Here is a 13,745-nt window from a genome sequence, read left to right on the forward strand (position 1 = left end):
TTGCAGAGCAAGACCTCTTGTCTGCCCGGCTGCGTGATATAATGATGACCACATGAAGAACGGTGGAAAGACCCTGGTCCTGGCTGGCGCCAGGGAAGCGCATGGCATGATTATCGGCCTCGTCGCGCGGGGCCGGGATGTGATCGCCAGTCTGCCGGAACCTGAACGCGGGATGGAACCTCTGCCGGTGCCGACGCGGGTGGGCACATTCGCGAATGCCGGTGCACTGCAGGACTGGGCGCTGGAGCAGAAAGTCACCACGGTTCTCGATGCCAGCCACCCGTTTGACAACGACATCAGCAATCAGGCGAGCCTGTTCTGCAGCCACCACCAGGTGCGCTACCTGAGGGTGTTGCGCAGCAGCTGGCAGCCGACAGGGCAGGATCAGTGGACCAGTTATCCCACAACCCGCGCTGCGGTTGCGGCTGTGCCGGAAGAGGCCCGCGTGTTCTCCAATACCGGCTGGGCCAGCCTGCCTGATTACGCTGATTTCGGGGGCCACGTCGTGTATCTGCGCCAGACCCGTATGCCGTCGGCACCACCACCTTACCCCTTCCTGAAATTTATTGAGGGCAAACCACCTTTCTCGCAGCGCCAGGAAAAAGCACTGTTTGAATCGCTCCGGATCACCCGGCTGATCTGCCGTAACGTCGGCGGGGTGGCCAGCATGTCCAAGCTGCTGGCCGCGCGCCAGCTTGGCATCCGGGTTCTGATGGTGGACCGGCCTGCGACACCGGTCGGTGCCATGGTGGTCGAGAGCGTCGCCGAGGCTCTGGCCTGGGAAGCTGATACCTGACGTGGACGATATCATCGAGACGGACGCCCATGTGGCCGAAGGCGCCGCGTGGCTCAGCCGCCAGGATCCGCGTCTCGCACAGGCGCTGGAGGCGACAGGGCCACTGCCGCTCAGGCGGCGGCCGGACGGGTTTTCCGAACTGCTCAGCGCAATCATCAGCCAGCAGGTCAGCGTCGCGTCAGCGCGCGCTATTCAGACCCGTCTGCTGGACGCGGGCATGACCACAGAGGCCGCCGTGCGCGCCGCCCGCGAAGAGGACCTGCGCGGGCTCGGCCTGAGCCGCCAGAAGGCACGTTATGCCCATGCGCTGGCCTCTGCCGAGATTGATTACCCCGCATTGCGAAACGTATCCGACAGGGAGGTGATACGCACGCTGACGGCCGTGCCGGGCATCGGGGTCTGGACGGCAGAGATCTATGCGATGTTCAGCCTTGGCCGCCCGGATGTCTTTGCCGCAGGTGATCTGGCGCTTCAGGAGGCCGCTCGCATCCTGTTTGATCTGCCGGAGCGCCCCAAAGAACGTGCGCTGCGCCAGATGGCCGCCGACTGGTCGCCCTGGCGCTCTGTTGCAGCGCGACTGCTCTTTGCGTACTACCGGGTGGCAAAACAGAGGGACGGGATCACATGACCAGAGTACTGAATGCAGAACGGCGCGCGCCGGTATCCGGGGACACGCGGTCGGTGGTCGTTTTCCTGCATGGCTACGGTGCCAATGGCGCGGACCTGCTGGGCCTTGCCGATCCGCTGGGTGAGCACCTGCCGGATACGCTCTTTGTGGCGCCCGATGCGCCCGAAGCCTGCGCCGGCGCACCGATGGGGTTCCAGTGGTTTCCGATCCCGTGGATTGACGGCTCCTCTGAGGAGGAATCCATGCGCGGCATGGCCCAGGCGGTTGATGATCTCAATGCGTTCCTGGACGCGCTGATGGTGGACGAAGATGTGCTGCCGGAACAGGTCGTGCTCTTTGGGTTTTCGCAGGGAACCATGATGTCGCTGCATGTGGCCCCCCGGCGCGAGGATGAGATCGCGGGCATCGTCGCCTTTTCCGGCCGCCTGCTGAGCCCCGAGACGCTGGCTGACGAGGTTGTCGTGCGTCCGCCGGTCCTTCTGGTGCACGGGGATCAGGATGATGTGGTCCCGCCCCAGTCGCTGCCTCAGGCCGCCGAAGCCCTGCAGGAAGCGGGCTGGCAGGATGTCTACGCACACATCATGAAACGCACCGGCCACGGCATCGCCCCTGACGGCCTGTCCGTGGCTCTGGCGTTTATGCGGGATAAGCTCAGCCTTTAAGGACTGCGGTTCAGGGGGGCGGATGTTCGCTCTGCGGCCAAAGCGGCCTTGTACGACATCAGCTATTGCTAAAGCAGTATCTCTTCGCAATTGCAGCGACTGTTTCGTTGCTTTGCAGTCAGTCTTTTCGAAGCAGCCGTGCCGGAGAGTGCAGATCGTCGAGACCCAAACACCCGTTTTGCCACGGCCCGCTTCGATAAATCAGTCGCTTTGGCGTTTCCCTGTATGAGGGTGGAGGTAATCCGGGCTCTTTTCGTTTGCCCGAATTCTGAGTGGCAGTGTGGATGCCGCAGGGGACACAAGCGCTGCCCCGGCTCGGCGGTTTTCATCAGCAACGACGACAAGGACAGATATCTGCACGCGTGGTGTGTTCTTGATTTGGTCAATACTCAAAGCAACATGAGGGAGGCGGGAACGATATCGCCGGAGCCATCATCGTTATCAGTCTCAGTACGGCCATCTCAGAAACTCTTGCCGTGAGATACCAGCGGCGTCGTCCAAAAACTGGGCGTGCACGTTGATCGTTGAATGGTAAAACCTTTGCAGATCAGCATCCCAACGGCATCAGTATCCCGATTTTTTCACTTTCAAAGTGACCCAAAATATAGTTCCGGTAGTACCAGTCAAAGCTCTCTGCCTGCATAAGAGCGTCATACGTCTCAGCCGGAACCTCATCGACACGGTATAGGTGCCCATTACTGAATTCGACCTGAAGCGCCCGCCGGACCGGATCAAACCCAACGGATGAAATCATACTCGAACAGACATGCGCCCGTTCTATTTCCGGCTCGGTCAAAGGCGGGCACCAAAGGTCGTAACAAGCCTTCATAGATCGCTTCAAACTCTGAAGGACAACCGAGCGTGGCATTACCTCACCCTTCTTTTGCATACCGCTCAACTCTAGAACCTAAACAGGGGTACGCGCCCCTGGATTTGTGACATCCCTGTTCCGACGTCACCGGATTGCTCAATAAGTAATACGCAACGCGTCAAATGCTGCAGAATCTTGGCGTTCCCAAAATTTGAAGCCCCGCGCTGCTGCGCAAAAAAGGGAGACGCGACCGGAATCCTCTAAAGTCTTCTTGCAAGGGTCATGAGCCATCTTGCCAGATAAGATGCAGGGATAAATCGAATGATGCCTTTGGGTTTTGTAAGGGTTGGCACAGTTTGGCGTAAGGGGTTTCTTCGGAGGGTGGCTGCCGTTTCAGCGGGAGCACTGATGCTTTCTCTCCAATCGGCTGCGGCTGACATGACTGACCAGGAATTTGAGGAGCGGGTGCGGACTTATCTCCTGGCGCACCCCGAGATAATTCTCGAAGCGATGGAGGCGCTGTCAAAGCGCGAGGCGCGCACGGCGCAAACTGCACAAATCGCGAAGTATGCGGAGATGTTCGCCGAACCCGCCGTTCTGGGCATTGGACCGACAGACGCCGCGCTCACTGTCATTGAATTCTTCGACTACCGATGTGCGCCCTGCAAAGCGCTGCATCCAAAGTTGCAGGCGGCATTAGAAGATTACCCAGACATCCGGGTGGAAATGCGGCATTTGCCCATTCTCTCCCCCGGGTCTGAACGGGGCGCGCGTTTCGCGCTGGCGGTAAAGAACCTTGGCAGCCCAGAGCAGTACCGCGCGGTCCATGAAGCCTTGTGGTCCATCAAAGGCCCATTGCGCGCGGTCACATTTGAAGACATCGCCCGCGCGCAGGGGCTGGATTGGACCGCAGTCGAGGCGGAAATGAAAAGCAACGCTGTATCGGACCGGATCTCCACCAACCGGGACATGGCTGTTGCTCTGCAGGTCCTCGGCACACCCGCTTTTGTGACACCAACGTCCGTCAGTTTTGGTTCAACGGATGCCGAAGAACTCGTTGCCGATTGGGTCAGTCAATAAACGCCTTCTCAACAACGAAGTGTTTAGGGTCCGAATTGGCCCCTTCAGCCAAACCGTGTTCTTCGCAGATCGACATGATGTCTTTGTTCAACGCCAGATTGCCGCAGACCATAACCCGGTCATCATTGCTGTTCCATGCCGACAATCCCAGCGCTTCGAATACGCGCCCATCACGCAGGTGATCGCTGATCCGGCCTTCGATGCCGGAATGCTCCCGTGTGGTGGTCGGGTAATACGTCAGTTTATCGCCCACGAGTTCACCAATCAGCGGGTCATCCGGCAAGGCTTCAACCAGCCTGCGCCCATAAGCCAGTTCGTCCCTTGTGCGGCAGGTGTGGGCCAGGATCACCTGGTCGTATTGCTCATAGGTTTCCGGGTCGCGCAGGAGTGAGGCGAAAGGGGCAACGCCAGTGCCTGTACAAATCATCCAGAGTCGTTTCCCGGGCAAGAGCGCGTCCAGCACCAGCGTGCCCACGGGCTTTGGGCGTAGGATAATCTCATCACCCGGCACGATCTTTTGCAGGCGTGAGGTCAAGGGCCCGTCGGGCACTTTAATAGAGTAGAACTCTAACTCTTCATCCCAACTTGGTGACGCAATGGAATAGGCGCGCAGCAAGGGCTTGCCGTCATCTTTCAGCAATCCGATCATCACAAATTCGCCGGACCGAAAGCGCAGCGAGGGGGGCGCGATACCCGAAAGGAAAACAGCGTGTCAGTCCAGTGTTCCACAGACTTCACGGTCTGCGCATCCGGCAAGACCTTGGCACCGGTCGTCGTCTGAATATTCATGATAGCGTCCTCTAAGCCGCTTCGGCGGCGGGTTTCTCTGAGAAATGGCTCTCAAGTTTGCCTGTCTGCCCGTCGAGTTCTTCGGCTGTGGGCAAGGGATCCTTGGCCTCGGTGATGACGGGCCAGATCTTCGCGTACTTTTCGTTGAAGATGACCCACTGTTTCATGCCTTCTTCGGTATCGGCACGAATCGCATCGGCGGGACATTCGGGTTCGCACACACCGCAGTCGATGCATTCCACCGGATCGATGACGAGCATGTTCTCGCCTTCATAGAAGCAGTCTACGGGGCAGACAGACACACAGTCTGTGTATTTGCAGGCGATACAATTGTCGGTGACTACGAAAGTCATGGCGCGCTCTCTTCGTTGTTTTTCTTCATGGTGCCGCGGCGCAGAAAACGTGTCCGTAAACAAATTGCTATTGAGCGATTCTGCATTGCGGCAATTCTGGACGGAATAAAGGAGATACGAATGATCGACTGCCTTTCCGCCACTCCGGACTGCCGTAACCTGATCGTTGAATGGAAGGATGGTGCCACATCCGAACTGTCTGCCGCAGTGCTGCGTCGTGAGGCGCGGGATGCCTATTCCACAAGGGCACGAATCGATCATGGTGAGATTGCGGTGGCAGAGGGTCTGACCATAACCAACCTCGTGCAGGTGGGACCAGCCGGCGTAAACGTCCATTTTTCAGACGGTCATGACCGCGCAGTCTATCCATTTGTCTATTTGCGCGAGCTTTCTGACAAATACGGAAACTAGTTGACATTTGCCGCGCCGCAGCAGCGCGCAGGCTGAGAACACCACATGACGACGGGAGCTTTTCATGGACGAAATACTGGATGGAACGACGCAGATTGAATGCGACATCCTGATCATTGGCGGCGGCACCGCAGGCCCAATGGCCGCGATCAAGGCCAAGCGCAAGAACCCGGAAGCCAATGTCGTTTTGCTCGACAAAGCCAATGTAAAACGCTCTGGTGCAATATCCATGGGTATGGACGGCCTGAACAACTCGGTTATTCCCGGTTACGCCACGCCTGAGCAGTACACCAAGGAGATTACCATCGCGAACGACGGGATCGTCGATCAAAAAGCGGTCTACCGGTATGCTGAGGAATGCTACAGCATCATCGAAGAGCTTGATCAGTTTGGCATCCGGTTCCAAAAGGACCAGAACGGCGAGTACGACGTAAAGAAAGTACACCACATAGGCACCTACGTTCTCCCGATGCCCAATGGTGATACCGTCAAAAAAGCGCTTTACCGTCAGTTGCGCAAGGCGCGCATCAATATCGTAAATCGCTACATGGCGACGCGCTTGCTCACAGGCGAGGGTCGCATCGCGGGTGCGGTATGTGTAAACACCCGCACAGCGGAGTTCCTCGTGGTGCGTGCGAAGGCCGTGATTATGTCTCTGGGAGCCGCCGGGCGTCTGGGGCTCCCTTCCTCCGGTTACCTCTATGGCACGTATGAGAACGCCTCAAACTCGGGCGAAGGCTATTCTATGGCCTATCACGCTGGTGCCGGTCTCGCGAATCTTGAGTGTTTTCAGATCAATCCGCTGATCAAGGACTACAATGGACCGGCTTGCGCGTATGTTGCAGGCCCGATGGGGGGCTACACGGCGAACGCAAGCGGCGAACGCTTCATCGAATGTGACTATTGGTCCGGCCAGATGATGCAGGAGTTCTATGACGAGCTGCAGGGGGGCAAAGGGCCCGTGTATCTCAAGCTGAACCATCTGGCCGAAGAAACCGTGGCTGAAATCGAACGTGTGTTGCACATCGTGGAGCGCCCCACCCGCGGCCACTTCCACAAAGGGCGCGGCACAGATTACCGCACAGATATGATCGAGATGCACATCTCAGAGATCGGGTTCTGCTCCGGTCACTCAGCCAGCGGAGTCTTTGTTGATGAACGGGCGCGCACCACCATTGATGGCCTCTATGCTGCCGGCGATATGGCGAACGTGCCGCATAACTACATGCTGGGCGCCTTCACCAATGGGGCGTTTGCGGGACTGGATGCGGTCGACTTCGTGAAAGATGTCGACTTCGCCGACTTTGATATGGGCGAAGTAGATGCCGAGCGTGAACGCGTTCTGGCACCAACCAGGCGTGATGATGGCATCCCACCGAACCAGATCGAGTACAAGACGCGCCGCTTTGTGAATGATTATCTTCAGCCCCCGAAGGTAACTGCAAAGATGGAGCTGGCACAGCGCCGCTTTGCGGAAGTGCGCCATGACATGGAAAACGAGATGTATGTGCGCGACAGCCACGAGCTGATGCGGTCGCTTGAGGCTTCCGCGATCATGGATTGCGCGGACATGGCTGCAGCGGCATCGCTTTACCGTACGGAAAGCCGGTGGGGCCTCTATCACAACCGTGTTGAATATGACCGCGATGATGAGAACTGGTTTTGCCATACCATCCTGACCAAAGGCGACGATGGCAAGCCGGCGCACAGCAAGAAGGCGGTTGATCCGTATATTGTCGACATCGATGACGATGAAAAAGACGCCTACAACAATCAGCGCGTTACCAGCACTGTCGCAGCAGAATAAGGAACGAAATCATGCCTTTGGCCCAAACCTCCACCGTTGTTCCTGTTGTTGTTGATGACGCGCTGTGCATCGCGGACAAAGGTTGCACTGTCTGCGTCGATGTCTGCCCCTTGGATGTCTTGCGGATTGTCGAAGCGCCCGATGGTAGCCCCGTCACTGCGCATATGAAATATGACGAATGCTGGTATTGCATGCCGTGCGAGGCCGATTGCCCCACGGGAGCCGTGACTGTGAACCTGCCGTTCCTGTTGAAGTGAGGCTGCTATGACCGCGCTCTTTGAAGACTTTGACGAAATTGGTGAACTCGCCGAGGCGCTGGATGACCCGTCCCCTGGCGGGCGTATTATGGCAGTGATTGAACTGGCTGACAGTGCAGATCCCGCTGCGATCCCGCATCTGGCGCGCGCTATTGCGGATGACGCGCCGGGTGTGCGGAAACAAGCGGCGCAGGCGCTGACCGATTTCGATGGGCCAGAGACGGCTGCGGCCCTGGTCACTGCGCTGACTGACGGCGATCCGACGGTTGTGCAAGCGGCGGCAATAAGCCTGACAGAACTGAAGGATCCCGCCTCCGGTGACGCGATCCTGCCACATCTGGGCGCGACTGATACAGTGAAGCTACGGGCCTGCCTCGCCGGAATCAAAGAGTTGCGGCGGCCAGAGGCCATGGGACCAGCGATCAAAGCTTTACAGCACGCCGATGCGGGGGTGCGTATCGAAGCAGTTGGCGTGATTGGCTGGCTTCAGGACGAAGGATCCTTGCCCGCTTTACGGGACGCTGCCAGGGACGGCGACACGCAGGTGCGCCGAACCGCACTGGCCGCTTTGGGTTTTTCCAGATCAGAACATGCTGAGGCGACGTTGATCAAGGGTCTGGAAGACCCTGAATGGATCGTCCGGGAAGCCGCAGCCGAGACGTTGGCAAAGGCTGGGGATGAAACCTGTGTGCCGATGCTACGCGCTGCACTTGGCGATGAGTATTGGCAGGTTCGGGTCAAGGCCGTTCGGTCCCTTGGGAAGTTGAACGCCACGGAAGCTGCAATTGAAATTGCGCCGATGATGGATGTACCGGTGCCAAACCTGCGCAAGGAATGTGCGGCGGTTTTGGGCGAAATGGCCGTGTCGGAGACGCTGCCTTTCCTTGAGAAATACAAAGACGATCCTGATCCGGACGTGCGCAAAAATGTGCGTTGGGCCTTGGGTAAATTGGGTGTGCAATAACCCTTTTTGATCGGTCAAACTGAGCTTTTGTCTTACACCCCGCGGTTCCGGCCACGGGGTGCTTACTGCACTTAAAAAACCTATTAAGATATTGTTTTTAAATTATAAAACTTGCGCGCGATTCTTAATCATATTTTTGAATTCCAACTTTTTTGCGCCTAATTCTAACCATCCTCGCCAGGTTTCCCGCTCATATTTTGTGCTTCGCGCGAATTCGGCCAAATCACCCCCTAAAACGCTGCGCAATCCCGCGATCCGGCTGTTTACTGATGGCGACAAACAAAAAAGACCCAGCAACGGAGAACGACATGGAATACAGAACACGTTTGAAAACTGCACTGCTGGCTGCGACCATGATACCGCTTGGCTATGCAGCGCAGGCAGAGGAGATTGCGATTGCCGTCGGTCACCAGTCGATGTGCACTGACACCTACACGGCCGGCATCGTGATCAAAGAGCTTGGCCTCCTGGAAAAGCACCTGCCGACGGATGGCAAGTATGCCGACGCCGAATATGATATCAGTTGGGCTGACTACAGCTCAGGCGGACCAATCACCAACCAGATGCTGGCGAACAAACTGAACTTTGGCGTGATGGGTGACTATCCGCTGATCGTAAATGGCGCGAAGTTTCAGGAAACCGACAGCCTGCGCACCGTCTATGTCGCCGGCACGGGCTACAACCTCAAGGGGTCAGGCAACGCAATCGTCGTTCCCGTGGACAGCGATCTATACTCCATTGACCAGTTAAAAGGTAAAGAGGTCTCGACACCCGTCGGGTCCGCTGCGTGGGGCATGTTGCTGAAGGCCATGCAGGACAATGGGATCCCCACGTCCGAGTATGTGCTGAAGAACCAAAGCCCTGCAGTTGGTGCCGCCAATATTGCGGCGGGAAAGATCGACGCGCATTCCGACTTCTGCCCATGGTCAGAAATCATGGAGTATCGTGGCACAGGCCGCAAAATCTATGATGGGTCAGAGACGGGCGTGCCGTACCTGCACGGCGTTGTGGTGCGTCAGGATTTTGCAGAAGAGTATCCGGAGGTTGTTCAGGCCTTCATCAAGGCGGTCTACGAGGCCGGCGAGTGGATCCGCGAAGACCCCATGCGCGCTGTGACCGAAATGGAAAGCTGGACCGGAGTCGAAAAAGAAGTTCTGTACCTTTATTTCTCCGAAGGCGGACACCTGACGCTTGAGCCGTCGATCAAAACCGAATGGGTTGACGCGCTGAAGTTCAACCACAGTGTGCTGGTCAAGGAAAAGGCGATCCCACCACTCGATTTCGATGCGTGGATCACCGAGGACTATCTTAAGGCGGCATATGCCGACATGGGTGTCGATTACGAAGCGGACAAAGCCACGATGGTTGACCCGGAGGTTGCGAACAAAGGGCTGCCGATGGAAATCTGGCACTCCCGCGATGGCGTGAGCACTTATGCCAATGCAGCGGACTTCCTGAAAGGCATGGCAGACATCCGGGCAACGGCTGCACTGGTAAACGCCACATATGTTTATGACGTGGAAACGGGTCTGAAGCTTTTTGGCAAGACTGCGTTCTGGGTCAAAGCTGGTGATGACTACGCAACTTTCCTGCGCAAAGGCGAGGCAGAGGCCTATGCCAACGCGAACGCAGGGGCGCTCATTTCTTTCGATGATGCTATCGCGGACTTCGCATCTGAAAGCTGAGCCACAACCGACGCAGATCTCGGGCGGGCATCTGCCCGAGTTTCTTTCGGGCCTGCAAGCACCAACCCAGATGGAAGGCAATTTCATGCAGCCATTGGCAAAAAGCGAGGAGACCGTCACTGCTCCAGCAGGGGGCGCCGCTGCAAAAGCCGTGCCTGCTGCGGCTGTTTCCAGTGTTCTCCCGCATCTCACCGGACCTTTTGCAGAACGCCGGGATCGCTTTGGTCTCGCTCAGCATTGGGGTGGTCTTATGGCACATTGCTACAGCCACAAACCTCGACTTTTACATCAACTTCTCGAATGTGCCGGCGCCGCTCAAGGTGTTCACCGCTTTCATCGCCCACATTCAGACCGAAATTTTCTGGACCCACATCGGCGTTTCCATGCGCCGCATCCTGATCAGCTATTCCTTCGCTGTTGTGCTGGGCATTGGGATCGGCCTGATCATGGGGCGTTCGCGGATCGCCCGCGCCTTTGTGATGCCATATATTGAAGTGATCCGCCCCATTCCTGCGGTGGCATGGATCCCTCTGGCCATCCTGATGTGGCCGACCGAGGAAAGCTCGATCATCTACATCACCTTCCTTGGGGCGCTCTTCCCGATTGTGCTGAACACCTTGCACGGGGTCGAACAAACCCCTGAGGTTCTGGTGCGTGCGGTGCAATCCCTCGGGGCCTCGCGCATGGATGTGTTCCGCCATGTCGTGATCCCGGCTGCGCTGCCCTCCATTGCAGCGGGGCTCGCAATTGGCATGGGTGTGAGCTGGTTCTCCCTGCTCGCCGGAGAGATCATCTCGGGTCAGTACGGGATCGGCTACTTCACCTGGAATGCCTACAGCCTGATCAACTATCAGGACATCGTCGTGGGAATGCTGGTGATCGGTGGATTGGGCACGGCGTCGACTGCTGCTGTGAAACTTGCCACAGCGCCAATGCTCAAATGGCAAAAAAGGGCACGCTGATGAATGTTCTGACAACAATTGGTCGCGCCATGCGCCAGGACTGGCGGCGCATGATCGTCATGGGGCTGATGTTTGCTCTGCTGATGCAGGTGTTAATGATGATTGCCCTGATGGTGCGGTTTCAGGCTTTGCCAAACTACGTGGTTGGATATGACTGGATTGGCAATGTCATCCACATCATCAAATCAACGCCGTCGTGGTCTGACATCATGCCCATCGTCAATCAGGAATGGCTGATAGAAATTGGCAAGATGAACTATGACTACGGCACGGGCATTTCGGAATGGAGCCTGAACGTGGTGCCTGTCCGCATGATGGTTCTGTTCGTGCTGGGTGCCCTGGTCGCCCTTTGCCTCAGCCTGCTGCGGCGCGACCAATGTGACACCGTGACCGGTACAACGCTGAGGGCGGCAACTGGTCTGGGCACAATTCTGATTGCCATGACCAACGCCACGATGAGCTGGGTGGTGTGTTGCGCAGCCCCGTCCTGGGTCGTTGGCCTTGCAATGCTGGGTCTGGGTGTCTCGACGTCGCTGGCGCTTGAATCCATGGGGCCTGTGCTGAACCTTGCCGGGTTTGGCCTGCTGTTTTGCACCATCGTTTTTCTGGCATGGCGAAAAGCACGCCAGCCTCGGATCGTAAGTGGGAGCCTGAAGCATGCTTGATGTTCTGAAGTTCAAACGGCCAGAGGGCACGGCGCAGGCCCAATCCGATAAGGGTGAGATCAAGATCAACGAGGTTTCGATCACCTTTGGACGCGGGGCGACAGCGCATAGAGCGGTTGAGACGACATCAATCGATATCGCCGCCGGAGAGTTTGTGTGCATCCTCGGGCCGTCCGGCTGTGGAAAATCCACGCTGCTCAATGCGATTGCAGGATATGTTGAGCCAACCACCGGCAGCGTCGCCGTTGATGATTCTGAGGTGAAGGGCCCCGGTCCGGACCGCGGCATGGTCTTTCAGCAGTATTCCCTTCTCCCCTGGAAAACGGTCTACGAAAACGTCGCCTTTGGCCCCAAAATGGCTGGCGCGTCGCGGACCGAGGCGGGGTCTGTTGCGAATACCTTCCTGGGGCTTGTCGGTCTGAAAAAATTCGGGGACCGTTATCCGGCGGAGTTATCGGGCGGCATGCAACAACGCGTTGGTATCGCCCGCGCGCTGGCCAATTATCCCAGCGTCTTGCTGATGGATGAACCCTTTGGCGCGCTTGACGCTCAGACGCGGCTGATGATGCAGGAAAGCTTGCTTGATATCTGGCGGAAGTTCGGCACCACAGTTGTTTTTGTAACCCATGATGTGGATGAAGCGGTTTTCCTGGCCGACCGCGTGCTGATCATGAGCGCCGCCCCCGGCCGGATCATCGAGGACGTGCGGATCAGGCTATCACGCCCGAGATCCACCGATATGGCCGCTACACCGGAATACATGGAAGCACGGCAATTCTGTCTGGACACAATCAAGTCTGAAAGCCGCAAGGCGTTTGCGGAGCAGAACCAATGACCCGATATGCCGTCCTTCTGTTTGCCTTGGTCCTTGGTACCAGTGTTAAGGCGCAGGTGCAGGGTGTCATGCTGGACGAACCTGTCGCCCTGCCAACGCTCTCATTTTACGACGAAAATGGCCAAACCTATCAAAGCAGCGATCTGAAAGATCAGTGGACGCTTGTGATGATTGGTTTTCTGACCTGTCCGGATGTTTGTCCGTTTACGCTGGGCAACCTGGAAGCTGCCGTGGCTGAAACCGGTATGCGTGTGCGGCCCGATAACGTGCCAAAGGTCTGGTTTCTATCCGTCGATCCTGAACGCGATGCTGGGTACATCAGCGAGTATGGACCTTTCTTTCATCCGGACTTTCGCAGCATGACGGGCACCCGCGAAAACATCGACGCCTTTGTTGAGATATCCGATGGCTATTACCGCTTGATGCCCCCTGACGCAGACGGCGCTTATGACGTGCAGCATACATCGGCTGTATCCGTCATCGCGCCGGATGGCACACTCAGGGCCAAACTACAGCCGCCGTTCGATTCTGGACTGACCGCAGAATTCCTTGCGCGTCTTCAGATCACCTACCGCAAGGAGCTTTCCAAATGATCCGATCGATTGCAACAGCATCTCTTTTGATGACCGCAACCATGGCCATGGCGCAGGATATCAAAGCCACCAACGCCTATGTGCCCCAATCGCCGCCAGGCTCGATGGCGCAGGCGGCTTATATGAAGCTGGAGAACACCACAAACAGACTGCGCAGCGTGATCGGCGTTGAGGCTGTCGGCTATGGAATGGCGCATTTGCACATGAGCGAGTCAAAGGACGGTATCGCCACCATGAGCATGGTGCATCAGTTGGATCTGGCACCGGGGCAAAGTGTGGTACTGCAACCTGGTAGTCTGCACATCATGCTGATGCGACCCGAAACGCCCGCAAAGGTCGGTGACGTCGTCGACCTTAAACTCCTGTTCGCTGATGGTGAAACCCTGAATGTCGCCGCCGAGGTCAAGACCCGGCAGAGCGGTTCGTGAACTATCTGGCTGTATCCTC

At 57.3% G+C, this 13,745-nt stretch carries 16 protein-coding genes and 1 pseudogene; 14 read left to right on the forward strand and 3 right to left on the reverse strand.

From position 1 onward, the window contains the following. Window positions 1-52: 52 nt before the first annotated feature. The 3 genes from ACZ1HA_RS05675 to ACZ1HA_RS05685 are packed head-to-tail and all read left to right on the forward strand — an operon-like array spanning window position 53 to window position 2,086. The gene (locus ACZ1HA_RS05675) at window positions 53-796 is read left to right on the forward strand and encodes a precorrin-6A/cobalt-precorrin-6A reductase (RefSeq protein WP_472713190.1); all 744 of its coding nucleotides are present in this window, start codon (window positions 53-55) and stop codon (window positions 794-796) included. A gap of 10 nt (window positions 797-806) precedes the next feature. Further along, window positions 807-1,424, forward strand: coding sequence for a DNA-3-methyladenine glycosylase family protein (locus ACZ1HA_RS05680; RefSeq protein WP_472715289.1), 618 nt, complete (start codon window positions 807-809; stop codon window positions 1,422-1,424). Continuing rightward, window positions 1,421-2,086, forward strand: a complete 666-nt coding sequence (locus tag ACZ1HA_RS05685; protein ID WP_472713191.1) for an alpha/beta hydrolase — start codon at window positions 1,421-1,423, stop codon at window positions 2,084-2,086. The genes ACZ1HA_RS05680 and ACZ1HA_RS05685 overlap by 4 nt, the downstream gene beginning before the upstream one ends. A 547-nt stretch (window positions 2,087-2,633) precedes the next feature. Here ACZ1HA_RS05685 and ACZ1HA_RS05690 read toward each other — a convergent pair. Further along, entirely contained in the window at window positions 2,634-2,840 is a 207-nt protein-coding gene (locus tag ACZ1HA_RS05690) for a KTSC domain-containing protein (RefSeq protein ID WP_472713192.1), read from the reverse strand. Between the two features lie 438 nt (window positions 2,841-3,278). Here ACZ1HA_RS05690 and ACZ1HA_RS05695 point away from each other — a divergent pair, with 438 nt between their 5' ends. Then, on the forward strand, window positions 3,279-3,977 hold the full coding sequence (locus ACZ1HA_RS05695) for a DsbA family protein (RefSeq protein ID WP_472713193.1): 699 nt from the start codon (window positions 3,279-3,281) through the stop codon (window positions 3,975-3,977). On the opposite strand, the pseudogene ACZ1HA_RS05700 reads toward ACZ1HA_RS05695, so the two are convergent. Continuing rightward, window positions 3,967-4,766: pseudogene (locus tag ACZ1HA_RS05700) on the reverse strand (ferredoxin--NADP reductase). The gene ACZ1HA_RS05695 and the pseudogene ACZ1HA_RS05700 overlap by 11 nt on opposite strands. An 11-nt stretch (window positions 4,767-4,777) precedes the next feature. Beyond that, window positions 4,778-5,119 carry a ferredoxin FdxA gene (fdxA, locus tag ACZ1HA_RS05705; protein ID WP_472713194.1) on the reverse strand — a complete coding sequence of 114 codons (342 nt, stop codon included), beginning with the start codon at window positions 5,117-5,119 and terminating at the stop codon, window positions 4,778-4,780. A 120-nt stretch (window positions 5,120-5,239) separates the two neighbouring features. On the opposite strand from fdxA, the gene ACZ1HA_RS05710 reads away from it, so the two are divergent. The 10 genes from ACZ1HA_RS05710 to ACZ1HA_RS05755 all read left to right on the forward strand — a co-directional run bounded on the left by ACZ1HA_RS05710 (window position 5,240) and on the right by ACZ1HA_RS05755 (window position 13,726). After that, window positions 5,240-5,530 (forward strand): gamma-butyrobetaine hydroxylase-like domain-containing protein, encoded by a 291-nt coding sequence (locus ACZ1HA_RS05710; RefSeq protein ID WP_436399441.1) that lies wholly within the window; start codon window positions 5,240-5,242, stop codon window positions 5,528-5,530. Between the two features lie 64 nt (window positions 5,531-5,594). Then, a complete protein-coding gene (locus ACZ1HA_RS05715) occupies window positions 5,595-7,337 on the forward strand; it encodes a fumarate reductase/succinate dehydrogenase flavoprotein subunit (protein ID WP_436399440.1) in 1,743 nt (580 codons plus the stop codon). A gap of 11 nt (window positions 7,338-7,348) precedes the next feature. Continuing rightward, window positions 7,349-7,594 carry a 4Fe-4S dicluster domain-containing protein gene (locus tag ACZ1HA_RS05720; protein ID WP_472713195.1) on the forward strand — a complete coding sequence of 82 codons (246 nt, stop codon included), beginning with the start codon at window positions 7,349-7,351 and terminating at the stop codon, window positions 7,592-7,594. A 7-nt stretch (window positions 7,595-7,601) separates the two neighbouring features. Then, window positions 7,602-8,558 carry a HEAT repeat domain-containing protein gene (locus ACZ1HA_RS05725; RefSeq protein ID WP_472713196.1) on the forward strand — a complete coding sequence of 319 codons (957 nt, stop codon included), beginning with the start codon at window positions 7,602-7,604 and terminating at the stop codon, window positions 8,556-8,558. Window positions 8,559-8,866: 308 nt separating this feature from the next. Continuing rightward, entirely contained in the window at window positions 8,867-10,243 is a 1,377-nt protein-coding gene (locus ACZ1HA_RS05730) for an ABC transporter substrate-binding protein (RefSeq protein ID WP_375227973.1), read from the forward strand. A 173-nt stretch (window positions 10,244-10,416) separates the two neighbouring features. Then, complete coding sequence (locus ACZ1HA_RS05735; protein WP_472713197.1) at window positions 10,417-11,205, forward strand: ABC transporter permease; 789 nt, start codon at window positions 10,417-10,419, stop codon at window positions 11,203-11,205. Beyond that, on the forward strand, window positions 11,205-11,870 hold the full coding sequence (locus ACZ1HA_RS05740; RefSeq protein WP_472713198.1) for a hypothetical protein: 666 nt from the start codon (window positions 11,205-11,207) through the stop codon (window positions 11,868-11,870). Before ACZ1HA_RS05735 ends, ACZ1HA_RS05740 begins: the two co-directional genes overlap by 1 nt. Continuing rightward, on the forward strand, window positions 11,863-12,705 hold the full coding sequence (locus ACZ1HA_RS05745) for an ABC transporter ATP-binding protein (protein ID WP_375227970.1): 843 nt from the start codon (window positions 11,863-11,865) through the stop codon (window positions 12,703-12,705). Before ACZ1HA_RS05740 ends, ACZ1HA_RS05745 begins: the two co-directional genes overlap by 8 nt. After that, entirely contained in the window at window positions 12,702-13,298 is a 597-nt protein-coding gene (locus ACZ1HA_RS05750) for an SCO family protein (RefSeq protein ID WP_472713199.1), read from the forward strand. Before ACZ1HA_RS05745 ends, ACZ1HA_RS05750 begins: the two co-directional genes overlap by 4 nt. Next, window positions 13,295-13,726 (forward strand): copper chaperone PCu(A)C, encoded by a 432-nt coding sequence (locus ACZ1HA_RS05755; protein ID WP_472713200.1) that lies wholly within the window; start codon window positions 13,295-13,297, stop codon window positions 13,724-13,726. The genes ACZ1HA_RS05750 and ACZ1HA_RS05755 overlap by 4 nt, the downstream gene beginning before the upstream one ends. Window positions 13,727-13,745 lie beyond the last annotated feature (19 nt).

Source organism: Roseobacter sp. S87, from assembly GCF_055693285.1.